Origin of the sequence: Oceanobacillus bengalensis (assembly GCF_003628445.1) — a bacterium.
Lineage (GTDB): Bacteria > Bacillota > Bacilli > Bacillales > Amphibacillaceae > Oceanobacillus > Oceanobacillus bengalensis.
Window position 1 is genome coordinate 181,873 of sequence record NZ_RBZO01000001.1, and the last position, 26,884, is coordinate 208,756.

Below are 26,884 nucleotides of genomic sequence, written 5' to 3' on the forward strand. Positions count from 1 at the left end.
GAAGCTCATGCTCACACTTATGAATGCTATGTGCTGTCTTTCGCTCCGGCAGAATATTTCGCTTTCCACTGGCATGGCCTCAGTTGCTCGCGACAAGTGAAGTGTCTTTCCGGAACGGTATGTTTAAGCAAAACCTTCACTTATTTAGCCATTATAAACTTACCCTCTACTGTACGTTTGTTTTTTCTTGTGTTCCCCGCTTTGATATTTCCTTCATGACATAGCTCATCATACATACGCCAATTAATCCAAAAAGGAAAAAGGTGCCACTCATTATGCCAGGGGAGACAAAACCACCAATTGTAACTGCAGCACCTGCAATGATCATTTGACCTTGACCAGCTAGGCTATCAAGTGCTAAATAAGAGCTTCTATATGAGCCATCTGCTAATTCGGCAAGCAGTCCTTGGTGGATGGGAACATAGATTAATTCACCAATGGAGATGAAAACCATTAAACCAATAAGAATCCATGGTGAGTTGGTATAACTAAGTAGCGCGTATCCAATGACATATATCCCCATGCCAAATAGAAGTTTCCATCCGTCTGTTCTATTTTTTACTAACCAAGCAACAATGGCAACTGTAAATACGACGAGCAAGGTATTCTCTGCTTGTAGGATACCTACCATATTTAAGCCATTTATCGTAAAAGAACCAAACAAAGTTGTTTGCTCCATCGTTTTTTCTAAATGAATTGCAATATAGTTGGTTAAATGCCCTTCTAGTGAAAAAACGAGTAAAGAACCAATTAAGAAGATCATATAGGTTTTGTCCTTCATGACATTTAAATAATTGGCCAAAATTGATGGAGATGCAGCGGATACACTAGGCTCTTCCTTTATAAATGTTTCACCAATAAATAAATAGGTAATAATCGATGATGCGATGGAAATAATAGCAACGAAAATAAACAAATAAAAATGGTAATCCTCAAATAAGAATGCTCCCGTAATACTTCCAAGTGCTACGGCAAGGTTCGTTATCCAGTACATAGCTGTAAAAACATAATTCCGTTCTTCCTTTTTTACTAAGTCATAAATCATTGCTGTTGAAACTGGATAAAAAATACCGCTGCAAAACATGTTCACTAAAAATAGGCCAAAACTTATATATGGAGCGACTAACCAGGGGGAATTCATAAAGGCGATCGCAAGAAATGAAATGCCAATGCCAAGTTCGGAAAAGATTAATAACTTTTTGCGTCCAATTTGATCGGACCAGTAGCCGCCAATTAAGCCTCCTACAATACCTGAAAAGATAACAGAAATTAATAAAATACCAGTAATCGTTTCTCCTACCAATCTACTAAAATAGATAGCAATAAAAGGCATAATCGTTAAGGTTGCTAGACTTGTGGCGAATTGCAAGTATAAACGAATCTTGATGGACTGATGTAATGCGCTGAATTTTGACAAGGGATATCTTCCCTTCTTTCTTATGGAATTATTTGTGAAATAGTCTGAATGATATTCTAGCGGATTTTCCAACTATTTACAATAACTATTTTAAAAAAAGGCTTTTTTCTAAAAAATTGTTGTTAAAACATTTTTTATATAGATTGTTGATTTCTTTAATTCAGTATTGTGTAACTCTCGCTTACATTTATTAATGTTAATCCCTGCCTTTCGCTCCGGCAGAATACTTCGCTTTCCACGGGCACGGCCTCAGCCCTCCTCGGAAGAAGAGCCCTTCCTGTGGGGTCTTCAGACACGTGCTGTTCCCGTAGGAGTCTTCGTATTCTGCCTACGCTTAGATAGCTGCTCTAGATATTTTTTAGACTATAGTCCATAAAAACACGTTTTGGATATCCTATTTTGCATAATCATCATATTTCTAGTTAAGAAAAGTAGAGCAGATTCTTAGTGGAGGAAAGATACGAAGACTTCTGCGGGAGGAGAGGCCTAGATGAGACGTAGTGCGCCAGCACGAAGGGGGCTCATCGGCCGCCCTAAGATGCGCGAAGTGTCTTTCCGGAACGGCGTGTTTAAGACTATCCTGAATTAAATAATTCCACAATTTGTATCAACTGCGATAAATGGCAACAAATATTACGAAAACAGCTTAAAAAAAGCCATGAATAGGAGTGAATACCCTATTCATGGCTTTTGCATTGTTTCTTAGTTATTTACTTCAACAGGAAATTTGTTATAGGCACCGTGCATTACTGATCCTACATATTCATTTAGCTTAAAGCCATGTTTAATCGCTGCATTAACAAATTGTTTTGCGTTAGAAACGGCTTCTTTTGGTGATTTGCCATGGGCTAAGTTAGCAGTTACTGCAGCTGCGAACGTACATCCAGCACCATGATTGTATGTTGTATCAATTTTTTCTCCTTCTAGTACGACAAATTCTTTTCCATCATAGAAAAGATCAGCAGCATTTTCAAGGGTTCTCCCACCTTTGATGACAACATTTTTTGCTCCAAGTTCATGGATTCTTACTGCAGCTTCTTTCATCCCGTCAATATCTTTTATTGGTCCGCTAGTGCCAGCGAGTTGCCAAGCTTCAAATAAGTTCGGAGTTGTTACGAGTGCTAGCGGAAGAAGTAATTCACGCATTGCATCTGTATTTTCTGGTAGAAGGACTTCATCTTCACCTTTACAAACCATTACGGGGTCAAGGACGTAACGATCTAATTTATGTTCAGCAAATTTCTTTGCTCCTAGTTCAATGATATCTACAGACCCAAGCATACCTGATTTTGCCGCATCAACGCCAACAGATAGAATGGTGTCTAATTGTTTTTCTACAACGTGCCCATCAATTGGTGCTACTTGATGGTTCCAGCCGTCTGGTTTCATGGATACTATACTAGTAATAGCTGCCATACCATATACATCATGCTCCTGAAATGTTTTTAAATCAGCAGCTTGGCCCGCACCACCACTTGAATCATTACCTGCAAGTGTTAAAGTTTTCTTCATTGTCATGCTTAAAACCTCCTATATTCCGATTATATGAATTCATATATATTTAATAGGATATACATTCGTATATGAATAAACTATATACTTTTTAAGAAAAAGTGTAAAGTGAGTGTTAATCGAATTATACCTTTATAAAATATTGTGGTAAGATTTAGAAAATTAGTAGTGGGAGGATTATAAAATGGAAAATCGGAAGCTAGAACCAAAGTGGTTAGTAGAAGCTACTATAGATGAACTCCAGGAAAAACTAGATTCTTTCGAAATAACTTCTAAAGCGTTAGTAATGATGTACTTTAATCGAATTGCTGCATATGACCAAGCAGGTCCAAAGATTAATTCTATCCTTGAAGTGAATCCAGATGCTTTACATTTAGCAGAAACGCTTGACTATGAACGAAAAATAACTGGGAAAAGAGGTCCATTACACGGAATTCCTGTCGTTATTAAAGATAACATCGATACAGGGGACAAGATGCATACAAGTGCTGGATCACTCGTATTAAAGGATTCCTATGCAAAAGAAGACGCTTTTCTCGTGAAGAAACTTAGAGATGCAGGGGCGATTATTCTTGGGAAAACCAATTTAACTGAATGGGCAAATTTTATCGCTGAAGATATGCCAAACGGTTATAGTTCACGTGGTGGACAAGTATTAAATCCATATGGGGGGAACTTTACGGTTGGTGGTTCGAGTGCTGGCTCGGGAGCTGCAATTGCAGCAAACTTGGCCGCTGTCTCCATTGGAACGGAAACTTCTGGATCTATTTTAAGCCCTGCAAGTCAGAATTCTCTCGTAGGTATTAAACCGACAATTGGATTGGTTAGTAGAACAGGAATAATTCCAATCTCACATACGCAGGATACTGCTGGTCCAATGACGAGAACAGTGAAAGATGCTGCTATTTTACTAAATGTAATTCAGGGTTCAGATACGAATGATCCAGTTACATTAAGCAATGAGTTAGTTGATGTTGATTTTACGACATCCCTACATAAAGATGGACTAAAAGGGAAACGAATTGGAATTGCGCGTGAACCTTTTTTTAATCGGTTAAGTGATAGTAAAATCGAAATCATGGACAGGGAAATCGAGGAGCTTCGTCGTTTAGGTGCTGAGGTAATTGATTCGGTGGATATTCCTTCAGAAAAAAATGAAGCGGATATTAAGGTGATGTTGTATGAATTTAAAAATGACTTGCAAGCGTACTTGAAGAGTATCGATCCAGCTATAGGAATTCGAACATTAGCAGATGTGATTAAGAAAAATGAAGAAATAGGAGAGAAAGCATTAAAGTACGGTCAAAAAGTATTCCTAGAAGCGGAAGCGACAAGTGGTAGTCTGATAGAGCCTGAATATTTACAATGCTTATTAAGTGATGCCTATCTTTCAAGGGAAAAAGGGATTGATGCAGTATTGCTAGAACATAACTTGGATGCAATTGTTTTTCCAAGTTATTATGGGGCTTTAATTGCAGCAAAAGCAGGGTATCCATCGATAACTGTTCCAGCGGGGTATTCAAATGAGGGGGAACCAGTAGGCATTACATTTACTGCTAGGGCATATCATGAGCCAACATTAATTGAAATCGCCTATTCCTACGAACAAGGAACATTGCACCGACGACCACCAAATTTAGTTAAGTAATCAACCTGTTGAAAGTAATTGTCATAATCAAGTTTTTATGGCGATTACTTCTTTTCATAAGGGCGTTATTTTCCAGGTATAGAAGTTTAATTAATAGTTGATGTAAAGTGTATATATATTTAATTCAGAATTGTTTTAAGCACGCCGTTCCGCAAAGACACTTCGCTTTCCACGGGCGGCTGGTGAGCCTCCTCCGTGCTAACGCACTACGCAGTCTCACCTAGGCCTATCCTCCCGTAGGAGTCTTCGTGTCTTTCCTCCACTAAGCTCCTGCTCTACTTGATTTCCACTAAAAAAATGATGCTTTTGCGAGGAAAAACTGCCCAGAACGTAATTTTATGTTCGATAGCTTTAATAACATCTAGAGCACTCAATATAGCGTAGGCAGAATGCGTAGACTCCTGCGGGAACAGCACGTGTCTGAAGACCCCACAGGAAGTGTTCTTCTTCCGAGGAGGGCTGAGGCCGTGCCCGCGGAAAGCGAAGCATTCTGCCGCAGCGAATGACTACACACAACATTCATAAGTGTGAGCGTGAGCTACACTATTCTGAATTAAATAGATCCGAAGTCTATACAAAAATCAACACAGAGAAAATTTCAATATAAAATCATATCCATTATTATAAAAATAGCCCATAATAGTGTAAAATAAATACAGATAGATATATTAACTTGTGGAGGAATGAATAATGGCTGAATTGAAATTTGAAATCATCGAAACAATAGCAGTAATATCAGAATCACCAAAAGGATGGAAGAAAGAATTAAATTTAGTTAGTTGGAATGGGCGAGAGCCAAAATATGATCTAAGGGATTGGGCACCAGGGAGAGAAAAGATGGGAAAAGGTGTTACCCTAACGAAGGATGAACTATTACGCTTGAAATCATCGTTAGAATCAATGGGAAAATAAATTTTAAAAAGGGCTTGTCATAATCTGTCGAGTATGATATTATATTTAAGTCGAAGGAAATAACGGGACATTAGCTCAGTTGGTAGAGCAGCTGACTCTTAATCAGCGGGTCGTAGGTTCGATCCCTACATGTCCCATACATGTAAAGCAAGGATACGCTTAAATAGCTTATCCTTGCTTTTTTTAGGAGGAGAAAATGAAAGAAATTGTTATTATGCTGGCCGAAATTGTTAATAATATACACGATATATTGATAGATTTACTTGGAGTCCATATGACCGATAAGGAATTACATTTCTGGATTATTGGTGTTATTGGGATGATAACTTTTTTCGTCGTATTTTTCTTCTTCAAATTAATAGAAAAAATGAAGTTGAGCATAACCATCATTTCTTTCATTTTTACATTTACTGGAATGGTAGTGCTTGTATTTGCAATCGAATTGCAGCAGGCGATTACGAATCGTGGGAATATGGAGTTTGCTGATGCTGTGGCAGGTTTGTGGGGCTTTTTAGGGCTATTCTTTGTATATTCTATTATAGGATTAATCATATATGTTATGAAGAAACTGTTCACGGATAACTAAAAAACGAGCATTTGGCTCGTTTTTTTTATGCTGTTTTTGCAATAGGTTGGTTTTAAAATTAGCATATCGATGATAAATTTAATAAACACTCATAAAATAAAATTTTCCGCTCATGACTCGTCAATGAGCGCCCATAAAAATTAGTTATACAGTGTCTAACATAAATTCAAAGGCATTTTCTTGTTTAAACTCCCCGTTATGGTAGTTTCGTTCGACAAAGGTTACACGATTATGTTTGTCGATTAGAACAACTGTCGATGAACGTGTGCCATATTCTTCTGATGTAATAAAAAGCGGTGAGAGTAATCTTTCTAAGTCGATTCCAACTCCTGTATCCGGTAGTGCTTCATCAGGGGCCTGCTCAGCATTTGAAGTTATTGTGAAAAGTTTCTCAGGCTCTATTTTTGGATGTTCTTTTACATATGTATGTAACATGTTTCTTCCCTTGACTACCTTGGGCCACGGTGTATTTAGGGTGTGATTACTCAATCCGTGTGTTCCAGGTGTAATCTCCGTTATTGTATCCAATATGTTATTGTAATGATACAATTCATCCGCATTTCCTAGCAAAATATTAAACCCAGCGTAATCCTTTCTATTTCTAGCTAATTCCTTCAAAAAGTGTTTTGGAGGAGTATTTCCTGTCAAAAAGCTACGAACAATTTCACCTCTTGAAGTCTTACCTGTTTCTGGTAGGTTTGGGTCACGATAATTGGTTAAAGCAGCAAAACGACCTCCCTTTGTTACACCGAGCCATGTTCCCATTTGTAATAAGTCACGCCCAGCTAATATGTTTGGCTCATCCTCCCAAAAAGTAGCATTGGCTGTCGGACGTTTATAGGCTTCATCTCTGTTTGCTGCAATGATTAATTTATAATTTGGATGGTCATGAAAATGAAAGTTTATTAAGCACATTGTTTTGTATTCCCCCCCTTTTGAACATTATATCTTAAATACAGATTTGATAAAATTTTTTAATAAAACTTCCGTTTCGGAAATTTTACCTATTGACAGAATAATTCTTTCTATTATAATAGTGAAAACAATAAATGAACGTTAATGATGGAATAGTAAGGGCATTTCGTTGTGAAAGAGAGCAAAACTAGCGTGCTGAAAGGTTTTGTCACATTCGTTTCCTGAACCTACCATCAGTGTCTCATGTAAACATGGGCGTATCTTCTGCGTTAAAGAAGGAAAGCGGGATATTTTTTTATCCAAAAATGGTGGTACCGCGGAAGAGAAGCTCTTTCGTCCTTTAACTAAAGGACGATTGGGCTTTTTTATTTAGGAAAAAGGAGTAATCAAAATGGCTAAAGAACGCATTGTAGTTAAGATAGGTAGTAGTTCATTAACGAATAATAAAGGAGAAATCGATCATGAGAAGCTAGCAGATCATGTTCATGCACTTGCTGCATTAAGGGAAGCAAATCATGAAGTTATTCTGGTTTCTTCAGGGGCAGTTGCTGCGGGCTTCCGGACATTAGGATATTCATCCAAGCCTGTTACACTTAAAGGAAAACAAGCAGCCGCCGCAGTTGGGCAAAGTTTGCTCATTCAGGCGTACATTGAAAAACTTCATGCTTATGATATAAATGCTGCACTCCTTTTATTAACAAGGTCCGACTTCTCGAATCGTTTAAGATACCGCAATGCTTTTGCTACCATAAGTGAGCTATTGGAGCGGGGGATTTTACCGATTATTAATGAAAATGATACGGTCTCGGTTGATGAGCTTACATTTGGCGACAACGACATGCTTTCTGCGCTGGTAAGTGGCTTTGTACATGCAGATCGGCTTATTATTCTGACAGACATTAACGGGATTTATGATGGAAATCCAAGGTCAAATCCGAGTGCATTAAAATTTGATTATCTTGAGAATGTGACAATTAAATTGCTACATGCTGCTGATTCGACTGGTTCTAAGGTAGGGACAGGTGGGATGAAATCGAAACTACTAGCAGCAAAAACAGCCCTTTCTCTAGGTGTACCTATTTTTGTTGGAAAAGGAGAGGGCAAAGGGAAACTGCTTGATGTTCTAAAAGGAGAGGGTGACGGAACCTACCTCGGAAGCAAGTCATTAAACTCGATTAATACGAAAAAACAATGGATTGCTCTACATTCTGAAACACAGGGGAAAGTATATATTGATCAAGGAGCAGAGGAGGCAATTTTATATCATGGAAAAAGCTTATTGTCTGCAGGCGTTTTTAAAGTTGTTGGAAGCTTTGAGGTGGGGGATGTTGCAGAAGTAATTGGATCAAGTGGATTCCTTGGGAAAGGTGAGGTGAAGTGTTCTTCTATAGAATTAAAAAACACATTGGAAACGCAAAAAATTGACATCCCGAAAGCTACATCTTCATTTGAAGTTATTCATCGTGATAAATGGGTCGAATTTAAAAAGGAAGAGGAGGAAATGCTATGAGTGAAGTGCAAATATTAGGAAAGAGAGCACAACTAGCAGGCTATCAAATGACAGGACTAACAACGGAACAAAAAAACGAAGCATTACGTCTTATCGCTGATCAATTGATTCAAGATAAAGTAACTATTTTAGAGGAGAATCAAAAGGACATTGTGCAAGGGAATGAAAAGGGCTTATCCCAATCCGTTCTTGATCGTATTTTGTTAACTGAAGAAAGAATTGAAGCTATGGCAGCTGGTATACATCAAGTAATATCACTTAAGGACCCAGTTGGGGAGACGTTGGAAGTAATTGAAAAAGAGAATGGGTTAAAGATAGAGAAACGAAGTGTACCGATTGGCGTTGTTGGCATGATTTATGAGGCTAGGCCAAATGTGACGGTTGATGCTGTTACTTTAACGCTTAAAACAGGAAATTCAGTGATACTTAGGGGAAGTTCTTCAGCAAAATACTCAAATACTGTGCTTGTTACTTCTATTCACCGAGCACTTGAAGGGAGTGCTATTCCCACCCTTGCAGTACAATTAATTGAAGATACAAGTAGAGAAACAGCAAAAGAATTTTTTCGCTTGAATGCTTATTTAGATGTACTCATACCAAGGGGAGGGAAGAATCTAATTGAAACGGTTGTGAAAGAATCAACTGTACCAGTAATCGAAACTGGGGCAGGAATCTGTCATATTTTTATTGATGAAACAGCGAACGAGCGAATGGTTGAAGAAATTGTATTAAATGCAAAGTTACAGCGACCTTCCGTTTGTAATGCAGTGGAATCTCTGTTAATCCACTCTAACTGGTTTGAAAATCATGGATTGCGTCTTTTAAATTCATTAGCTGATCATCATGTTGATATTTATGCTGACGAAAAAATATGCGATGTTTTTCAGGAGGCAATGAAGGCTACAGAAGAGGACTGGGAAACAGAATATTTGGGATTAGCGATTAGCGTGAAATTGGTTGAAAGTGTAGAAGAAGCTGTAAGGCATATTAATGAATATGGTACAAGACATTCGGAGGCTATTATTACGGAAGACGAAAGCCATGCACACCTTTTTCAACAAGTTGTAGATGCAGCTGCTGTTTATCATAATGCGTCGACTAGGTTTACAGATGGTTTTGAATTCGGGTATGGTGCTGAAATTGGCATTAGCACACAGAAATTACATGCACGTGGTCCGATGGGGTTGCCTACACTTACTTCAAGCAAATTTTTTATCAAAGGAAACGGGCAAGTAAGGAATTAAGCGTTGTTATAAATAGATATTATACGAAAGGATGATAAGTAATGGAACTGTCCGTTAAATGGAATGGAAAAATGGCATTTTCTGGGGAGACACCTTCAGGCCATGAACTTAAAATGGATGCTGCAGAAGCGATAGGGGGACAAAATACAGGTGCAAGGCCTACTGAGTTATTACTAAATGCGGTTGCAGGATGTACGGGAATTGATATTATTTCTATTTTGACAAAAATGCGCTTAGAACCCACAACTTTCCATATGGATGTAAAAGCTGAACGTGCAGATGATCATCCGAAACGATTTACTACGATTCATACGCATTATATTTTAGAGGGAGAGCTACCTGAGGAAAAGGTTGTTCGAGCGATTAAATTATCTAAGGATAAATATTGCTCTGTTGCGCACTCATTAAATGCAGAAATGACTGCTAGCTATTCACTAAATGGTGGGGAGAATATTGATTTGTAATTATAAAAAGAACGGTGCTAGTGCACCGTTCTTTTTATTGTCTAGCGCAAGCGCCCGTGCTGCTAGCGAGACTTCCCTCACCTCTGTATGATAAGTCAACATCAGATGTTGCTCGTCACGTTGCAAGTTAATTCGGGGAGGTCGCGTTCCTCGCAAAGCTGCATGTAGCCAATCTAAGAAGTAGTTCACGAAGTAAATCAAGAAGTCGCTTCGCTAAACGGGCACTTCCGCTTTTTCTTATTCACCAAATACGTTCTTCCATTCGTCTTTCTTAGCAAGCATTTCACGTGCTAATTCCTTCGCACCTTCTAAGCTATGACTTGCAGCCCATCCGCATTGTACTTCATTACATGCTGGCACTTCTTCTGCAACTAACACATCATTTAATGTGTTTTCTACTGTATTTAAAATTTCTTCATAGTTGTCATGGTTAAGTACCGTTAAATAGAATCCTGTTTGGCATCCCATCGGACTCAGATCAACTACCGTATTATGATGATTTCGAATTAACTCTGCCATTAAATGTTCTAAAGAGTGAAGTGCAGGCATTTCCATATGTGCTTTATTTGGTTGTTTAAAACGTAAGTCATATTTATGGATAATATCTCCGTTTGCCCCTTCAGTAACACCAGCAAGGCGAATATATGGTGCTTGTACTTTTGTATGATCAAGGTTAAAGCTTTCAACGTTCATTTTTTTAACCATTTTCCCACTCCTAATCTATTTGAAAATTTAATTCTAGTTTAATAGTAACATATTTTGCTGCTTAATTCTTACCGTATTTCACTTTTTAAATTTTGGAAAACCAATAAGAATCGCAATAATACCACAGATTCCTAGTGTTATTGGATAGAACGAATAAGGTAGTATGCTTATAGGTGATATTGCAGCTAATCCAGCAGCTGCAAGCATTTGACCACCATATGGGACAAGGCCTTGCCAGCAACCTGCAAAGATATCAAGTATACTAGCTGATTTTCTTGGATCAATATTATATTCGTCGGCGATATTTTTTGCTAAAGGTCCAGTCATAATGATTGAAATCGTATTGTTTGCTGTAGCAATATCTGCGGCACTAACTAATCCAGCGATACCAAACTCTGCACCCTTTTTCGTTTTAATTTTACGTGTTACAGTATTTAACAACCATTGGATGCCACCATTATGTTCAATAATACCAATTATTCCACCAATAAAGATAGCTACAATTGCAATATCTTCCATGTTTATTATCCCTTGAGAAATAGCTTTTACAAATCCTGTCATCGTGTATGACCCATTAATTAAGCCAATTATCCCAGCGAATATCGTTCCTCCGGTAAGTACGATGAGTACATTTACACCTAACAATGCAGCTAATAATACAGCTAGATATGGAAGAACTTGTATTAAATCGTAGGGGTAGTCCCCAAGAGAATTCACTTCATTTCCCATTGTTACAATCCAAAGAATGATGGCAGTAACTATTGCTCCAGGTAAAATGATATTAAAATTTGTTTTAAATTTATCGCTCATCTTTGTTTTTTGTGTACGAACTGCAGCGATTGTTGTATCTGAAATCATGGACAGATTATCACCGAACATAGCCCCACCAATTACAGTAGCCATAGCTAAAGCCATGGGAATGCCTGTTTGTTCAGCTATTCCTATTCCAATTGGTGCCAAAGCAGCAACTGTACCCATGGAAGTTCCCATTGAAATAGAAATGAAACAGCCAACAATAAATAGCCCTACCATTAGAAGGTTACCGGGAATGAAAGATAGTCCTAAATTTACTGTTGAATCAACTGCACCCATTCCTTTTGCTGTTTCAGCAAAAGCTCCTGCTAGGACAAAGATAACAGCCATCAACATAATATTTGGATGACCAGCACCTTTTGTAAATACTTCAATTTTATTTGATAAGCTTTCTTTTTTATTCATTGCCAGAGCAATCGCTGATGCAATAATAACTGCAACATTCAGTGGCATGTTTGAAAAATCTCCTGAAATAATGCCCGTACCGATAAAAAGTAATACAAAAATGATTAAAGGAAATAATGCTAAAAAACTTCCTTGTTTTGCCTTATTAGTCAATGTAAAACCTCCTGATCTTAAATGTTGTCTTATTTAGTTCCTGAAACTATTCTTAGTTCATTGTCATTCCACCAGTGACATTGATTCCCTGTCCAGTCATGTAGTCGGAGTATTTCGATGCTAGAAATACCACAACGTTTGCAATGTCCCCGGGGACAGCAGTTCGACCTAGTGGGATTTGTGCGTTGTCTTCTGTTTCAATTGCTTCAGCATCGAGCCCCCTAAGTTCACCACCGATTGTTCTTTCCGTTCGTTTCATATTTGTTTCTACAATTCCTGGACAAACCGCATTAACATTGATTTTATGTTTTGCTAGTTCCAGTGCAGCTACTTTTGTCATTCCTAAAACAGCGTGTTTAGAGGCCACATAGCTTCCCATCAGACGATAACCATTTTTCCCTGCTTGAGAAGATATATTGATGATTTTTCCACCACTTGCTTGTTGTTTTAAAATCTTTGCTACGGCCTGGGTGCATAAATACACGCCTTTAGCATTAACATCCATGGTTTTATCCCAGTCCTTTTCTTTTATATCAACAAAATAATCCATGGTAGAGATGCCCGCATTATTTACTAAAATATCTATTCTACCAAAGTAATCTATTACACTTTCTATCATTGTATCTATCTGTTCGTGATTAGATACATCTGTTTGCACATAGAATAAGCGCTCATCAGATGTCATTTCATTAAAAGATAAATCTACAACAGCTACCAGTGCTCCACAATCTAAAAATGCATGGACAATTGCCTTTCCAATACCATTGCCTCCTCCGGTAACAATTGCAACTTTTCCTGTTAAATCCATGGTATACATGGTTTAACCTCCTCTCTCTGTGGGTTTTCTTATCCAAATAAAAAACCTCTTCCCTAAAAAGCAAGAAGAGGTGTGTATACGAAAATAAGATCCTCTTCTTATCTTCAGGTATTACACTTCTGGAATTGGCACAGTACTTATAATAGTCCGCTGCCGAGGTTTCATAGGGCCAGTCCCTCCACCTCTCTGGATAAGAAAATTCATAGTATATGAAATTGTTATTTCATAAGATACATGATAGTTATATGAAAGTCAATTAAAATTTTCTGAGACGATTGATTTACTTGTTTGCCATTTCGTATGTTTAATTGTATTCTTTGGATATTCGAATCAGTATAAATGAATAGGAGACCAGCCTATGTCGATACCAATAAAACAAATTACATTAAGAAAAGTAAAGATGCGATTAAAAAATCCCTTTTCAACAAGTTTCGGTACTTTACAAGACAAGGAATTTTATATTATAGAGGCAATCGATTATGATGGCAATCATGGATATGGTGAATCTGTTGCATTTACTGCACCATGGTATACAGAAGAAACGACCCAAACTACGGTACATATGTTAGAAGACTTTCTAATCCCCATTTTAAAGGAAAATGTGATAAACCATCCTGACGATGTATTTGAATTATTTAAACCAATAAGACGAAATAATATGGCAAAGGCCGCAATAGAAGGAGCAGTTTGGGATCTATATGCAAAAAGACAAAATATCTCTTTAGCTTGTGCACTTGGTGGTGAGAAAAAGCAAATAGATGTCGGGATTAGCATTGGAATTCAACCAACGATGAAAGAATTAATACATAAAATCGAACATTCCTTAGAAGAAGGGTATAAACGAATTAAGTTAAAAATTAAACCAGGCCTAGATGTTGAACTATTACGTGAAGTACGCATGTATTTTCCAAATATACCGATCATGGCCGATGGGAATTCGGCGTACAGTCTAGAAGATATTCAGCACTTGAAAAAGTTGGATGATTTACATTTAATGATGATTGAGCAGCCTTTAGGACATGATGATATTGTGGACCATGCGAAATTACAAGCAGTAATAAAGACTCCAATCTGTTTGGATGAAAGTATTCATTCATTGGAAGATGTTAAGAAGGCGCATGAGTTAGGAAGCTCGAAAATTATTAATATCAAAATCGGACGTGTCGGTGGCTTGTCAGAAGCGAAACGTATTCATGATTTCTGTTACGAGTACGGGATAGAAGTCTGGTGCGGCGGAATGCTTGAAGCTGGTGTTGGTAGAGCGCATAATATTGCACTAACAACCTTGCAAGGGTTTGTATTACCAGGTGATACAGCAGGTTCTTCAAATTATTGGTATGAAGATATTATAAAGCCAGAAGTTATTGTTGAAGATGGTATGATCCAAGTTCCAGATAAGGCTGGCATTGGATATGAAATTAATTTCAAGGTTCTAGATAAATATACAGAATGGGCAAAGGAATATCATTTTTCTTAAAGGCTATTCTATAAGATTGATGTCTTTGTCAGAAGAGATATAAAATGCGAAGTAAAGAAAGTTATTTTGTGAAGCTCTCGCTCACTTTAATGATTGTTACGTGCTTGGAATCGCTTCGGCAGAATACTTCGCTTTCCACGGGCACGGCCCGAGCCTCCTCGCGGAAAGACCACCGCTGCGGGGTCTTCGGACACGTGCTGTTCCCGTAGGACAAGGAATGCTTCGACAGCGACACATCGCACGAAGAAAATTGTTCTTTATTTTCGAGGAGTCTTCGTATTCTTCCTACGCTAATTTCGGTTTTCTGATTAATGTATAGTTGTAGCAATAAATATACGTTTATTGTACATACTATTCTCTTAGAAATAAAATGCGAATCTCTAGTGAATAAAAGTAGAGCAAGATAATAGTGTCTTTCTGGAACGGTATGATTAAGCAAAACCTTTCACTTACGTCGCATTTTATATCAAACTACGAGGATGAAAACAAAACAAACAATACGAAAAGAGCATACTTAAAAAACGAACAGCAAATTTTTGTGGCTGTTCTTTTTATCGTTTCTTCTAATATAAATAGATGAATCTAGTAATAAGATATTCGTTTTAGTTAAAAATAATTTACGAATAAGAAAACAAGCGCTATAATTATCATTTCAATAAAATTACTGGAGGTATATTAAATGAAGAAAATTACTTTAGGATTATTCACGGTGATTTTTATATCTATATTAGCAGCATGTGGTGCAAGTGGAGAGAATGAAGACACGACAGATAACGATGCTGCGACAAATGAATCAGGGGAGTCGGCGAACCTTTATGATCAAGTAATGGAAGAAGGAGTGCTCACTGTTGGAACAGAGGGTACATACGCACCCTTCACATTCCATAATGAAGAAGGTGAGCTGACTGGTTATGATGTTGAAGTGATTAAAGAAGTTGCAAAGCGCATGGGAGTAGAAGTTGATTTTCAAGAAACACAATGGGATTCCATGTTTGCAGGGTTAAATTCAGAGCGATTCGACTTGATTGCAAACCAAGTAGGAATTAATGAAGATCGTTTGGAAAACTATGATTTTTCTATTCCTTATACATATTCATCTGCGGTGGTAGTTGTGCCTACAGAGATTAACGATATTACTTCTTTTGAAGATATTGAAGGAAGACAATCTGCTCAATCATTAACAAGTAATTATACAACGATTGCTGAAGAAAATGGTGCTGAAGTTGTTGGTGTAGAGGGGTTAGCTCAGGCAATCGAGTTAATTAAGCAGGGTCGTGCTGAGGTAACGGTCAATGACAAACTGGCTGTATTAGATTATATCAATCAACAAGGTGATGAAAGTATAAAAATAGTTGCAGAAGCAGAAGATTCTTCAGAAATGGCTTTTATTTTTAACAAAGGAAATGAAGAATTAATAGATGCAATTAATGAACAATTGGAAGCAATGAGGGAAGACGGTACATTAACGGAAATCTCCCAAGAATGGTTTGGTGAAGATGTTTCATCTAAATAATATGTTATATACCATTAGTGCAAATATGGAAGGGTGGGAATTATTTGTTAATTCCCTTCTTCCAATGATTTCTGGTGCGATTAAATATACCATACCTCTTACATTGATATCCTTTGTACTAGGGTTATTGGTAGCATTATTAACTGCAATGATGCGTCTGTCGAAATCGGCGCTTATCCAGGCACCAGCTGTTATTTATGTTTCAGCTATCAGGGGAACACCATTACTCGTACAATTATTTATCATCTTCTATGGACTACCAAGTTTAGGTCTGACCATTGATCCATTTCCTAGTGCAATTATTGCATTTACGCTAAATGTTGGAGCGTATGCGTCAGAAATTATTCGTGCATCAATTTTATCCATATCAAAAGGACAATGGGAAGCTGCCTTTACAATAGGGATGACGAAAACAACTGCACTTAAGAGAATTATTCTACCTCAAGCAGCAAGAGTATCGGTTCCGCCATTATCGAATTCTTTTATTAGCTTGGTGAAGGATACCTCCCTTGCTTCTTTAATTCTAGTTGCTGAATTATTTAGGAAAGCCCAAGAAATCGCGGCGAGAACGTATGACTTCTTACTTTTATATATCGAAGCGGCACTTATTTATTGGGTTATTTGCTTTATTTTATCATTAGCTCAGACTGCCTTAGAAAAACGTTTTGATCGCTACGTGGCTAAATAGAAAGGAGGTATTTCTGTGTTTTTAAGTATTAATGGGTTAGCTAAATCATTTGGTACGAATGAAGTTTTAAAAAATATTGATGTAGAAGTGGAAAAAGGAGAGGTACTATCCATTATCGGTCCCTCTGGTTCGGGTAAAACTACGCTACTGAGATGTATCAATGCGCTGGAACACCCTGATAAAGGGATATTTACATTTCAAGATGGGTTTAACTTAAACTTTGATAATAAGATAAGTAAACAAGAGATTCTACGTTTAAGAAGGAAGTCAGGGATGGTGTTTCAATCCTATAATCTATTTCCACATAAAACGGCATTTGAAAATGTAATAGAAGGGCCACTTATTGTTCAAAAGCGTAAGAAAGCAGAAGTAAAACAATTAGCTGAAAACCTATTAGAGAAAGTCGGACTGAAGGATAAAATGAATCTGTATCCATATCAATTATCTGGTGGTCAACAACAGCGGGTAGGTATCGCTAGGGCACTTGCAATGGAACCGGAATTAATGTTATTCGATGAACCAACTTCTGCCCTCGACCCTGAGTTAATTGGAGAAGTTTTAACCGTAATAAGAGACCTTGCGAAAGAGGATTGGACGATGGTCTTTGTTACCCATGAAATACAATTTGCTGGTGAGGTTTCTGACAAAGTGTTATTTATGGACGGGGGATATATTGTAGAGCAAGGGTCACCAGAAGAAGTATTAAAGTCACCGAAAGAAAAAAGAACTCAGCAATTTTTACAAAGAATATTAAATCCAAGCTAAACCAGTTTCTAGTGATAGAACTGGTTTTTTTATTTTCATTGATTTCTTCATAGTTTGAAATTTAATATGTAGTAGATAAAAACTACGAATTAATTTGAGATAGTGTATCTCTACCGTTCCAGCAAGCGTACTGCCCGGAGCGGAAATCAACGTGCACTTAATTTGAATTTTATAATTTACGTCATAGCTTATATTCATTCTGTTGAATAAAAAGAAACGAAAGGAGCAAAGAGTCTTTATTTTTCAGGCCTATGTCTTGCATTTGCAATATGTAAAGTTAAAATAAACTATATAGATTTATCTAAAAAAGGGGCAATTAGAAGGGGAATTTGTTTATGTTATCAAACATTACAGATACAATTGAAAAGTTTGTTGTAACGTTTCCTGCGGGGATGGGAGACGTTAATAGCTATTTAATTAAGGGGAAAAATGGATATACCGTAATTGATACGGGAATAAACCACAGAGAAGCAATTGAAAATTGGCAAAAGTTTTTGGATTCAGGGGCAGTAATAGAAAAGGTAGTACTAACGCATACACATGAAGATCATCTAGGGCTGGCACGGTGGTTCCAAGAAACACATGGCATCCCTATCGTCGTTTCTAAATTAGGGTATGAGCAAATGGAAATAAGGAAACAACTTACCTATGAGAAAATGAATCATTTAATTACAAAATACGGTGGACCAAAAATCCCAAAAAACTTTAAAGATGATAAAACAATTTATGATTTTGTACCAGATGAATTTTTTGAAAAAAACCAAATGATACAACTTGGTGATGAATTATTTGAAGCAATCTGGACACCAGGACATGCATATGACCATTTTTGTTTTTATAACAAAGAGCAGAAAGTAATGATTGTTGGTGACCATATATTGAAGGATATTTCTCCAGTAATCGGTTTGTGGAATGGAGAAGAGCAGAATCCATTAGTGGAGTACTTCCAATCATTGGAACTTATAAAAGAATATCAATCAGATATTGCATTACCGGGTCATGGCGACGTGATTGAAGAATTTGAGGAGCGTGTATCAGAAATCAGTAGAAATCACCAGCATCGCTTAGAACAGGTTGTAGATATCATTAAGACTGACTATAAGAATGCAAGTGAAATATGTCATGAAATATATGGAACTTTGAATGTTATCATACAATTAAGCTCGTTTATGGCAACAGTAACCAGATTATTATATCTAGAATCGCTTGGTAAAGTGGAGCGTAAGGAAGTAGATGGTGTAAACACATTTCGTGCGTTATCTTCAACTTGAAATTAGGGGACATGGATATGTATAAGAACTCAGAGATTTTTCTAACGACATTTAATCGAATTGAAAAGGAGATTAAATCTTCTTTAATGAATAAAAAAGATGTTGGATTTTCAAAGGCTGTAAAGATACTGCGCAATTCGAACCCCATTGTTAAGAAATATAGTGATGACCTCTTGGAGTTTGCAGAATTAAGAAATGCGATTGTACATAATAAAATTGACATGAACCACGCGATAGCAGAACCACATGATGCAATTGTAGAGAAAATCGAGAAAATAGAAATGGAAATAACGCAGCCGAGAAGTGTTGCATCACTATTTTCACGTAAAGTAATCTCCTTTCAGGGGAATGAGCCTTTAACAAATGCGCTCGCCATTATCGAACAAAAAGGTTTTACGAAATTCCCTATCTATGAAGGGGAGAAATTTAAGGGAATCATTACGGAAAAAGGAATAACCGTCTGGCTTTCAAATAATATGGAATCATCAATTCGCGATGCATTAATAAAAGATGTTTTGGTATATGAAGAAGACGATAATTATAGGCATATCGCAGGTGAAACATCGGTTTATAAAGCGGAGCAGATTTTTAAAGAGCAGATTGGAAAAGGAAACAGATTGCAAGCCTTATTAATAACGGCAGATGATAACCAGACAGATAAGTTAATTGGAATTATTACAAATTGGGATATTATGAATATTTAACGTAAAGGAGGGTACATATGAACTTTGTATCCATTGACTTTGAAACTGCGAATGAAAAGCGGTACAGTCCATGTGCTATTGGTGTTGTCATAGCAAATGAAAAGGAAATTATTGATGAGTTCTATAGTTTGATAAATCCGATGATGGCTTTTAATCCTTATAATGCATATATTCATGGGATCGAGGAACAGGACATTATTGGTGCTCCAACTTTCACTGAATTATGGCCAACATTAAACAAGTTTTTATTGAACAACCTCGTTGTTGCACATAATGCTAGCTTCGATATGAGTGTCATTCGCAATACGCTAGATTATTTCCATCTTCCATATCCTGAAATGGAATACCTATGTACAGTTAAGGTTTCCCAAAAAGTTTTGCCATATATGGAAAATCATAAATTAAACACCCTTGCAGCGTATCATGGGTTTGAACTTGAACACCACCATGCATTAGAAGATGCTCGAGTCGCAGCAAAAATATTCATGAAAGCATTAGAGGTTTACCAAACAAACTCGATTGATACTGTATTAGATAACCTTTCAATGTCAAAAGGAAGAATTTATGAGCATGGATATATGCCGCCAAAAGTAAAGAAATCTCCAGGTATAAAGACAAAAATTTATTTGAAATAGTACAGTCTAAAAAGCACTGCGGATGTAGTGCTTTTTAATTTTTTGTAAAAATATTGATTGTAAGGGGATACATCTTATAAATGTGTCTAAAATGTGAAAGTCACTACTGATATAAGGTAAAAAAGTGTTGACTTATAGAAATTATTTTTGATATTGTAATAAACAGACCGTTTGGTATGGTGGAGGTGTACTACGGAGATGGGAACAAAATCGCAGATAATAGAAATCGCGACAGCTCTTTTTCAGGAAAAAGGATATAACGGTGTTGGACTAAATGAAATTATTAATGCCTGTAAAATTTCAAAAGGGGCGTTGTATCACCACTTTCCGAATGGAAAAGAAGAACTACTAATCGCTTGCCTCGGATCTTTGAATGAAGTGATTACGAAGGATATTGAAGAAATATTTGACCAGTATCCTACAATAAAAGAAGCAATGAAGGCAATGATTGAGAAATTAATTGCAAAATTTGAAACGGAAGGAACGATTACGAGCTATACATTTAGCAGTATCGTTAGCGAAATGGGTTCACTTAGTGAAGCCGTACGAATTGCCTGTTCGAACCTTTACACAAAGATTGAAGGGATTTATTCGAATAAGTTACAATCTGATGGGTTATCAGAAGAATCGGCTAATTCCATTGCTGTCACGATGACGGCTGCAATCGAGGGTGGAATATTACTTTGTTTAACCAACAAAACAAGTGAGCCTTTAAAAATGATTTCACAGGTATTATTAAGACTGGTCTAATAATGATAAGGGAGATTTTTATGGAAACACATATACAAGTAAAAAGTCCAAAGACGATGGCACTAATTTTAATGTTGGGTGCCTTTATCGGATTATTTGGAGAAACAGCATTAAACATGGCATTAACAAATGTGATGGAGGATTATAGTATTTCACCAGGTATTGCTCAGTGGTTAACAACTGGATACTTATTAACATTAGCGATTTTAGTACCGGTTTCGGCTCTTTTAATGAAATGGTTCACAACAAGACAATTAGTAGTAGCAGGATTAGGATTATCACTTATTGGTGCAGTTTTAGCCGCTCTATCACCTAGCTTTGTTATTTTATTACTAGGTCGTATTGTACAAGCGATGGGTACAGGTATTTTATTACCTGTTATGTTAAGTGTCGTTTTATTAATTTTCCCAATTCAAAAGCGTGGACTTGTTATGGGGCTTGTTGGGCTTGTTATTACAGCGGCACCAGCACTTGGTCCAACTCTGTCAGGTTTAATTATAAGTACGTTAGGATGGCACTACATTTTCTGGTTTAGCGCTGCGTTCTACGTGATTTTAATGATTATTGGGACACCAAAAATGGATAACGTATCAGAGATTACGAAACCAAAAATCGATTTTGTCTCCATTTTGTTGTCAACAATCGGATTTGGTGGATTTATATACGCATTAGCGACAATGGCTGAAGTTTCATTCTCTTCACCACAAGTTTGGTTACCATTCGTAGTAGGGATAATTGCATTAGTATTATTCTGTGTTCGTCAAATAACAATGGATCAACCGATGATTAACTTAGGTGTATTTAAATATGCAATGTTTTCATTAGGTACATTGATTATGTTCTTAAGTATTTTAGTTATTTTATCAACATCGATTTTATTGCCAATGTATTTAAAGAGTGCTTTAGGATTCACCGCTTTAGTTGCAGGGCTATTATTACTTCCAGGAAACGCTGTAAACTTTGCAATGTCACCAGTCGTTGGATCAATGTTTGATAAAATTGGCCCACGTACATTCAATGTTATCGGATTTATTTGTGTATTAATTGCTAATATTATTTTCTTAACAACAATCTCAGCATCTACAGCCGTATGGCAAATCATTGCTGCGTTCATGATTTTATTCTTTGGTTTAACAATGACAACAATGCCAGCACAAACGAATGCACTTAACCAATTACCACGTGAGTTATATGCAGATGGTTCTGCTGCAATGAATACATTAAACCAGGTTGCAGGTGCAGCTGGTACCGCAATTGCGATAACATTATTTACTGCTGGACAAAGCGGTTTTGTAATGGATGTCCCTAATGCCACCGAGCCAGAAGTATTAGCTGCCGGTGTTAAATTTACCTTCTATTTTATTACAGGAATTTCAGTAGTTGGATTAATTTGTTCGTTATTTGTAAAGAATAGTGCAGCTCTTATAGAGGCAAAGCAAAAATCGAAAATTAAAGTAGCGGAACCTGTACAAAAGATGTAGAATCGCTAGAATGTATTAAATGGCAATTGTACGCTCTACTATATGTGATGTTTTAGTAATCCGTACTCAGAATAATTTATCAAATAGACCCTCAACTGATTTGGGGTCTATTTTAGTATAATGGGTTTTAAATTAAAAAAAGTAAGGTGAGAACATATATAGCAATAAAGGAATAGAGATAGAATTAGAGAGGATAACTACAAAGTATTTGCTTTTATTGGATAGAAAAGTCGATTTTGTGCTATTTATAAATACAATGAAGCTGAACAAAAGAAATTTATTATAGAAAAATCTAAATATCATTCAGAATCCTCTGAATAAAGATTGCTTTCGTATTTGATATAAAATACGAATTAGATGTAGGCTAATCATTAAAAGGATTCGGAAATAAATTGATCTGAGGACGCTTATCAAGTTACAAATTCTGATTTTGAGCTCCGTTTTCATCTAGAGAACGCTTATCAAGTTACAAATTTTGATTTTGAGCTCCGTTTTTATCTAGAGAGCGCTTATCAAGTTAGATATTCTGATTTTGAGCTCCGTTTTTATCTAGAGAACGCTTATCAAGTTACAAATTCTGATTTTAAGCTCCGTTTTTATCTAGAGGACGCTTATCAAGTTACAAATTCAGATTTTGAGCTCCGTTTTCATCTAGAGGACGCTTATCAAGTTACTTTCTCTTCCTCGAGGGCTCCGTTCCTGAATTTAAGATCATAAGCCAAAATACCTTTTCTGCGTGTTATCTTACGTCGCATTTTCTATCAACTCCGAAGTAATATTCAGTTATAGAAAGTTAATATACTAAGCTTCTTATCCTATAATCTTTCATCTTAAGATCGGGAAGTTTTCGTTATGTTTAGCCTTATTTCAGGTTCTTAATCATTTCCCCTTTTTTCTACAAAGAGCAATATTAGGGTAGCGATTGGACCAAAAACTAAAGAAAGTAGAAACCAATTTAGCCCAGTTCTATTTTTTCCTTGAGCAATACCAGCATTAATTAGTGCAAGTGTACCCCACCCGACAAAGTATTCGTTTTCCACGAAAATTAACCTCCAAGTATTTTTAAACATCGTAACATATTTGAACGTTCTGTAGAATCAATTAGATAAAAACAGATATTCAGAGCATATAATAAATATTTTTTGTAACACTAACATCAGGAGGTGTCTTCATGAGCAAAAAGAATGATAACTGGAGTAAAAAGCGAGTAAATTCAAGCATTAATCCCCAAGGGTTAACGGAAGATGTGGGGAATCAAGAGCCGAAATCACAATTAGAGCAACGGGCTAAAAAGAAGAATACAAAGATTTGATTGTAGAGGTGAAAGGTCATAGATAATACACTAAAATATTTGCGCGAATCCTTGTCTAACTATAGTGAAAATGAACTTTGCAGGCAGATATTAAATAAAATGGAATCACGTCAATATTCTAGCGAAGGAAAGTTTGTTAGAGATTTGGATGAAGAAGAAATGGCATACCTAGACAACGTTTTAGACAATGAATTAAATTATGCAAAGAATGTACAAAACGATGTTCGGGTTAGGGAGCTTACAGAGGTTTATGAATTGTTGTTTTGAATATCACGCAGTATTGGTAATAAAAACCTATTGAAAATATGAGCCACTAGGTGTAATATAGATTTACAAGCTACATTGTACGTATTTGAATAAGTTTTAACCTCTAATGAAAGAATAGGGAGTTTTACATTGAGATCCTAATGTCGCGCCGCCCATGAAGCGGAAGACAGGAAGGTTTCTGCGGACACCCACTTGGTGAAGTGGTGGTTTAAAACTTACTATGAATAAATACGGCAAATGTGGCTCGTATTACATAATAAACAAAACGAAGGTCAGCTTCTTAACAGAAGTTGGCCTTTTTATTTGATTTATTACAATAACATTGGCACGCAATTCAAATTTCTTATCATTGGAGTAGGGTTAATGGAGAATTAATTTGAAAAAGCTTATAATATGCTTTTAGACTACTTAAAGGGGCATATATCATGAAAAAGCTAAATAATTTTAATGGTTTACAGAAGAAATTTACTTTAAGTTACCTAATGCTTTCTATTCTACCATTAATCCTTACTGTAATTATTATTTCATATGTAACACAGCAAGGATTTTTAGACTTAATTATGAAGCAACAAGAGGAAGCTGAACACACTGTACAAACACAGATTAATAAGGTTGCAGGAGACCTTTTGCAACTAACTGAACAATATGCCGACGATGAAGAATTGATAACAGCTCTTCAGGCTGCAGATAGGCAAGCTCTTCAACAACTTGTATTACCAATATATTCACGTATGGAAACAGAACATGGTCTTGATGTTTTTGAGGTTGGTAATAATAATGGAAAGGTCCTGCTTCGTGGACACAACTTGGAAGAATACGGTGATGAGAAAGGTGATTTACACGCTATTCAATCAGCCCTAAATGGTGAATCGTTGGCAGGGTTTGAATTTGGTAATAGTGGACTTTCTGTTCGCGCTTTTGTTCCAATTGTATACAATAATGAAGTGATAGGAACGTTACAAACAGGACTAGATGATACATTTTTAGCGGAGTTACAAAATATGCTTCAAGGTGTAGCGATTGATCTCTACAATCAAGATGGATCTGTTATTTTCTCCACTGCTGATAGTCGTGTTGGAGATTCATTGAGTGATATGTCCATTCTTACAGAATTGCAAAATGGCAAAGCGATTTCTGTTGATGAGAAAGAGCGTACAACCTCGTATATGCCAATGTATGACCCTACACATCAGTCTATTATAGGTGTGATTGCGGTTAGCCAAGATAACACAATTATTAAAAGGACAAACACGGAGATTGTCATCACAGCTATTATTTTATTAGTTTTAACAATAATCGTTGTTTCTATGATTTCCATTTTTATTAGTAGAAAAATCGCAAAACCAATTAGAAAAACTTCGGAACGAATGAAAGAACTATCAAAAGGTAATTTGTCGATAGCAATAGAGGACAGTAATCGTAATGATGAAATTGGACAACTTACGAATTCTACTCAACTAATGAAAAATAAATTGCATACAATAATAAAGGAAGTAGCAAATGCATCTAACAATGTTGCAACACAAAGTGAAGAATTACAACAATCTATACATGAGGTTGCTAAGGGATCAGAGCATATATCTACGACAATGGAGGAGATTGCTTCAGGTAGTGAAAAACAGGCAAACTATACAACAGACTTTACTTCTAGTATGAATCAATTTGAATCGAATATTATGAAAGCAAATGAACAGGGGAAAAACGTACAAACCCTTTCTGAGGAAGTCCTTCGAATGACAAATGAAGGGAAAAAATTAATGGATTCCTCTACTGGCCAAATGAGAAAAATTGATGGCATTATTCAAGAAGCTGTTCATAAAATGGAACGATTCGACGAGCAAACGAAGGAGATCTCCAAACTTGTTATAGTCATAGAAGAGATTGCGAATCAAACAAATTTACTTGCATTAAATGCTGCTATTGAGGCAGCAAGAGCGGGAGAGCATGGTAAAGGATTTGCTGTGGTGGCAGATGAAGTAAGGAAACTAGCGGAACAAGTTGCAGCTTCCATAACAGATGTAAAAGGTTTTGTTGAGACGATTCAACAAGATTCAAAAGTCGTTTCGACCTCATTACTGGATGGCTATCGAGAAGTAGAGAAAGGGACAACACAAATAGAAACGACCCAAGAAACGATTGGGGAAATTAGAATGGCTATGTCAGATATGACAACAAATATTATTACGATTTCTGAAAGTATATCTAATATTTCAACTAACAGTCAGAAAATGAATATATTTTTTGCAGAAATTGCATCCATATCTGAAGAATCTGCTGCCAGTATAGAAGAAACATCCGCAAGCCAACAGCAAGCAAATAGCGCATTACAAGAAGTGACCGCTAGTTCAAGTGAGCTCAGTGATCTAGCAGACAGGTTAAGTGATATCGTTAAAAAATTTAAACTAAGTTGATAACTAGTGCTTTTCATGAATAATAAGATATATATATTATTTTTAAAATTAGTTCATTGTTACCCTGTAAATATAGGGAGGAAATAAAATTGAAGTTTAATATTGAATCGATAGATCATGTTCAATTAGCAGCTCCAGTGGGTGGAGAAGAAAAAGCTCGTGAATTTTACAAAGGATTACTAGGATTTCAGGAAATTGAAAAAGCCCCATTATTACAGAAAAATGGTGGGGTATGGTTTGCGATTGGTGCTGTACACCTGCACATTGGAATTGAGGATCCATTTATTCCTGCAAGAAAGGCACATCCCGCGATACGCGTACGGAATCTAGCTTCAATGAAAAAATATCTTATGGATCAAAATGTCTCATTTCAAGTAGATAATAAATTACCAGGTGCAAATCGGTTTTATCTTTCAGATCCATTCGGAAACAGAATTGAATTTTTAGAATGGTTATGACTTTTTATTGGTATGTAAAAGGTGCCGCTAGTTTCCGAATTACTCGAATGA

The 26,884-nt window shown here is 36.5% G+C and carries 26 protein-coding genes, 1 tRNA gene, 1 other RNA gene and 1 riboswitch; of the genes, 21 read left to right on the forward strand and 7 right to left on the reverse strand.

The genetic code is table 11. The features are described 5' to 3' along the window. Positions 1-166: 166 nt before the first annotated feature. Together D8M05_RS00875 and thiD are read right to left on the reverse strand one after the other, a co-directional pair. Positions 167-1,417 carry an MFS transporter gene (locus D8M05_RS00875; RefSeq protein ID WP_121127681.1) on the reverse strand — a complete coding sequence of 417 codons (1,251 nt, stop codon included), beginning with the start codon at positions 1,415-1,417 and terminating at the stop codon, positions 167-169. A gap of 702 nt (positions 1,418-2,119) precedes the next feature. Then, positions 2,120-2,935 carry a bifunctional hydroxymethylpyrimidine kinase/phosphomethylpyrimidine kinase gene (thiD, locus tag D8M05_RS00880; RefSeq protein WP_121127683.1) on the reverse strand — a complete coding sequence of 272 codons (816 nt, stop codon included), beginning with the start codon at positions 2,933-2,935 and terminating at the stop codon, positions 2,120-2,122. Positions 2,936-3,113: 178 nt separating this feature from the next. On the opposite strand from thiD, the gene D8M05_RS00885 reads away from it, so the two are divergent. The 4 genes from D8M05_RS00885 to D8M05_RS00900 all read left to right on the forward strand — a co-directional run bounded on the left by D8M05_RS00885 (position 3,114) and on the right by D8M05_RS00900 (position 6,075). After that, entirely contained in the window at positions 3,114-4,577 is a 1,464-nt protein-coding gene (locus D8M05_RS00885; protein WP_121127685.1) for an amidase, read from the forward strand. Between the two features lie 690 nt (positions 4,578-5,267). Beyond that, positions 5,268-5,489 carry a YdbC family protein gene (locus D8M05_RS00890; protein WP_121127687.1) on the forward strand — a complete coding sequence of 74 codons (222 nt, stop codon included), beginning with the start codon at positions 5,268-5,270 and terminating at the stop codon, positions 5,487-5,489. Between the two features lie 64 nt (positions 5,490-5,553). Next, positions 5,554-5,626 (forward strand) — tRNA-Lys (locus D8M05_RS00895). Between the two features lie 59 nt (positions 5,627-5,685). Next, entirely contained in the window at positions 5,686-6,075 is a 390-nt protein-coding gene (locus D8M05_RS00900; RefSeq protein ID WP_121127689.1) for a hypothetical protein, read from the forward strand. Positions 6,076-6,219: 144 nt separating this feature from the next. Here the strand turns inward: D8M05_RS00900 and D8M05_RS00905 are convergent, their stop codons facing one another. Then, positions 6,220-6,990 carry an NRDE family protein gene (locus D8M05_RS00905; protein ID WP_121127691.1) on the reverse strand — a complete coding sequence of 257 codons (771 nt, stop codon included), beginning with the start codon at positions 6,988-6,990 and terminating at the stop codon, positions 6,220-6,222. A 391-nt stretch (positions 6,991-7,381) separates the two neighbouring features. Here D8M05_RS00905 and proB point away from each other — a divergent pair, with 391 nt between their 5' ends. Genes proB through D8M05_RS00920 form a run of 3 tightly spaced genes read left to right on the forward strand, consistent with a single transcriptional unit; the run spans position 7,382 to position 10,208 of the window. Continuing rightward, positions 7,382-8,500 (forward strand): glutamate 5-kinase, encoded by a 1,119-nt coding sequence (proB, locus tag D8M05_RS00910; protein ID WP_121127693.1) that lies wholly within the window; start codon positions 7,382-7,384, stop codon positions 8,498-8,500. Beyond that, positions 8,497-9,744: a glutamate-5-semialdehyde dehydrogenase gene (locus D8M05_RS00915; protein WP_121127695.1), complete on the forward strand. Its 1,248-nt coding sequence runs from the start codon at positions 8,497-8,499 to the stop codon at positions 9,742-9,744. Before proB ends, D8M05_RS00915 begins: the two co-directional genes overlap by 4 nt. Before the next feature lie 41 nt (positions 9,745-9,785). Next, positions 9,786-10,208: an OsmC family protein gene (locus D8M05_RS00920; RefSeq protein WP_121127697.1), complete on the forward strand. Its 423-nt coding sequence runs from the start codon at positions 9,786-9,788 to the stop codon at positions 10,206-10,208. A 237-nt stretch (positions 10,209-10,445) separates the two neighbouring features. Here D8M05_RS00920 and D8M05_RS00925 read toward each other — a convergent pair whose 3' ends face one another. From D8M05_RS00925 to D8M05_RS00935, 3 genes are all read right to left on the reverse strand, one after another. Then, on the reverse strand, positions 10,446-10,913 hold the full coding sequence (locus D8M05_RS00925) for an S-ribosylhomocysteine lyase (protein WP_121127699.1): 468 nt from the start codon (positions 10,911-10,913) through the stop codon (positions 10,446-10,448). Between the two features lie 78 nt (positions 10,914-10,991). After that, the gene (locus D8M05_RS00930) at positions 10,992-12,284 is read right to left on the reverse strand and encodes a Na+/H+ antiporter NhaC family protein (protein WP_121127701.1); all 1,293 of its coding nucleotides are present in this window, start codon (positions 12,282-12,284) and stop codon (positions 10,992-10,994) included. A 52-nt stretch (positions 12,285-12,336) separates the two neighbouring features. Beyond that, positions 12,337-13,101 (reverse strand): SDR family NAD(P)-dependent oxidoreductase, encoded by a 765-nt coding sequence (locus D8M05_RS00935; RefSeq protein ID WP_121127703.1) that lies wholly within the window; start codon positions 13,099-13,101, stop codon positions 12,337-12,339. Positions 13,102-13,196: 95 nt separating this feature from the next. Further along, positions 13,197-13,298, reverse strand: a riboswitch (SAM riboswitch). 161 nt (positions 13,299-13,459) lie between these two features. Between D8M05_RS00935 and menC the strand changes: the two genes are divergently transcribed. The 9 genes from menC (at position 13,460) to D8M05_RS00980 (ending at position 22,385) form a co-directional block, all read left to right on the forward strand. Next, positions 13,460-14,578, forward strand: coding sequence for an o-succinylbenzoate synthase (menC, locus tag D8M05_RS00940; protein ID WP_183072667.1), 1,119 nt, complete (start codon positions 13,460-13,462; stop codon positions 14,576-14,578). A 679-nt stretch (positions 14,579-15,257) separates the two neighbouring features. Beyond that, complete coding sequence (locus D8M05_RS00945) at positions 15,258-16,091, forward strand: amino acid ABC transporter substrate-binding protein (protein WP_121127705.1); 834 nt, start codon at positions 15,258-15,260, stop codon at positions 16,089-16,091. Then, entirely contained in the window at positions 16,075-16,779 is a 705-nt protein-coding gene (locus tag D8M05_RS00950) for an amino acid ABC transporter permease (protein WP_183072668.1), read from the forward strand. The genes D8M05_RS00945 and D8M05_RS00950 overlap by 17 nt, the downstream gene beginning before the upstream one ends. Positions 16,780-16,794: 15 nt before the next feature. Then, the gene (locus tag D8M05_RS00955; RefSeq protein WP_121127707.1) at positions 16,795-17,544 is read left to right on the forward strand and encodes an amino acid ABC transporter ATP-binding protein; all 750 of its coding nucleotides are present in this window, start codon (positions 16,795-16,797) and stop codon (positions 17,542-17,544) included. Between the two features lie 335 nt (positions 17,545-17,879). Next, positions 17,880-18,815, forward strand: a complete 936-nt coding sequence (locus D8M05_RS00960) for an MBL fold metallo-hydrolase (RefSeq protein ID WP_121127709.1) — start codon at positions 17,880-17,882, stop codon at positions 18,813-18,815. Positions 18,816-18,832: 17 nt separating this feature from the next. After that, positions 18,833-19,519: a CBS domain-containing protein gene (locus D8M05_RS00965; protein WP_121127711.1), complete on the forward strand. Its 687-nt coding sequence runs from the start codon at positions 18,833-18,835 to the stop codon at positions 19,517-19,519. Between the two features lie 17 nt (positions 19,520-19,536). Beyond that, positions 19,537-20,154, forward strand: a complete 618-nt coding sequence (locus tag D8M05_RS00970; RefSeq protein ID WP_121127713.1) for a 3'-5' exonuclease — start codon at positions 19,537-19,539, stop codon at positions 20,152-20,154. A gap of 198 nt (positions 20,155-20,352) precedes the next feature. After that, a complete protein-coding gene (locus tag D8M05_RS00975; protein WP_121127715.1) occupies positions 20,353-20,904 on the forward strand; it encodes a TetR/AcrR family transcriptional regulator in 552 nt (183 codons plus the stop codon). A 2-nt stretch (positions 20,905-20,906) separates the two neighbouring features. After that, complete coding sequence (locus D8M05_RS00980) at positions 20,907-22,385, forward strand: DHA2 family efflux MFS transporter permease subunit (RefSeq protein ID WP_379543540.1); 1,479 nt, start codon at positions 20,907-20,909, stop codon at positions 22,383-22,385. 875 nt (positions 22,386-23,260) lie between these two features. Here the strand turns inward: D8M05_RS00980 and D8M05_RS20055 are convergent. Further along, positions 23,261-23,425, reverse strand: coding sequence for a hypothetical protein (locus tag D8M05_RS20055; RefSeq protein WP_183072669.1), 165 nt, complete (start codon positions 23,423-23,425; stop codon positions 23,261-23,263). A 131-nt stretch (positions 23,426-23,556) separates the two neighbouring features. Between D8M05_RS20055 and sspL the strand changes: the two genes are divergently transcribed. The 5 genes from sspL to D8M05_RS01005 all read left to right on the forward strand — a co-directional run bounded on the left by sspL (position 23,557) and on the right by D8M05_RS01005 (position 26,833). Beyond that, positions 23,557-23,697 (forward strand): small, acid-soluble spore protein L, encoded by a 141-nt coding sequence (sspL, locus tag D8M05_RS00985; protein ID WP_121127719.1) that lies wholly within the window; start codon positions 23,557-23,559, stop codon positions 23,695-23,697. Positions 23,698-23,715: 18 nt separating this feature from the next. After that, entirely contained in the window at positions 23,716-23,964 is a 249-nt protein-coding gene (locus D8M05_RS00990) for a sporulation protein (RefSeq protein ID WP_121127721.1), read from the forward strand. A 64-nt stretch (positions 23,965-24,028) separates the two neighbouring features. Beyond that, positions 24,029-24,214, forward strand: a non-coding RNA gene (gene ssrS, locus D8M05_RS00995) — 6S RNA. A gap of 175 nt (positions 24,215-24,389) precedes the next feature. Then, positions 24,390-26,375: a methyl-accepting chemotaxis protein gene (locus D8M05_RS01000; RefSeq protein ID WP_121127723.1), complete on the forward strand. Its 1,986-nt coding sequence runs from the start codon at positions 24,390-24,392 to the stop codon at positions 26,373-26,375. A gap of 89 nt (positions 26,376-26,464) precedes the next feature. Next, on the forward strand, positions 26,465-26,833 hold the full coding sequence (locus tag D8M05_RS01005) for a VOC family protein (RefSeq protein WP_121127725.1): 369 nt from the start codon (positions 26,465-26,467) through the stop codon (positions 26,831-26,833). Positions 26,834-26,884: the final 51 nt, after the last annotated feature.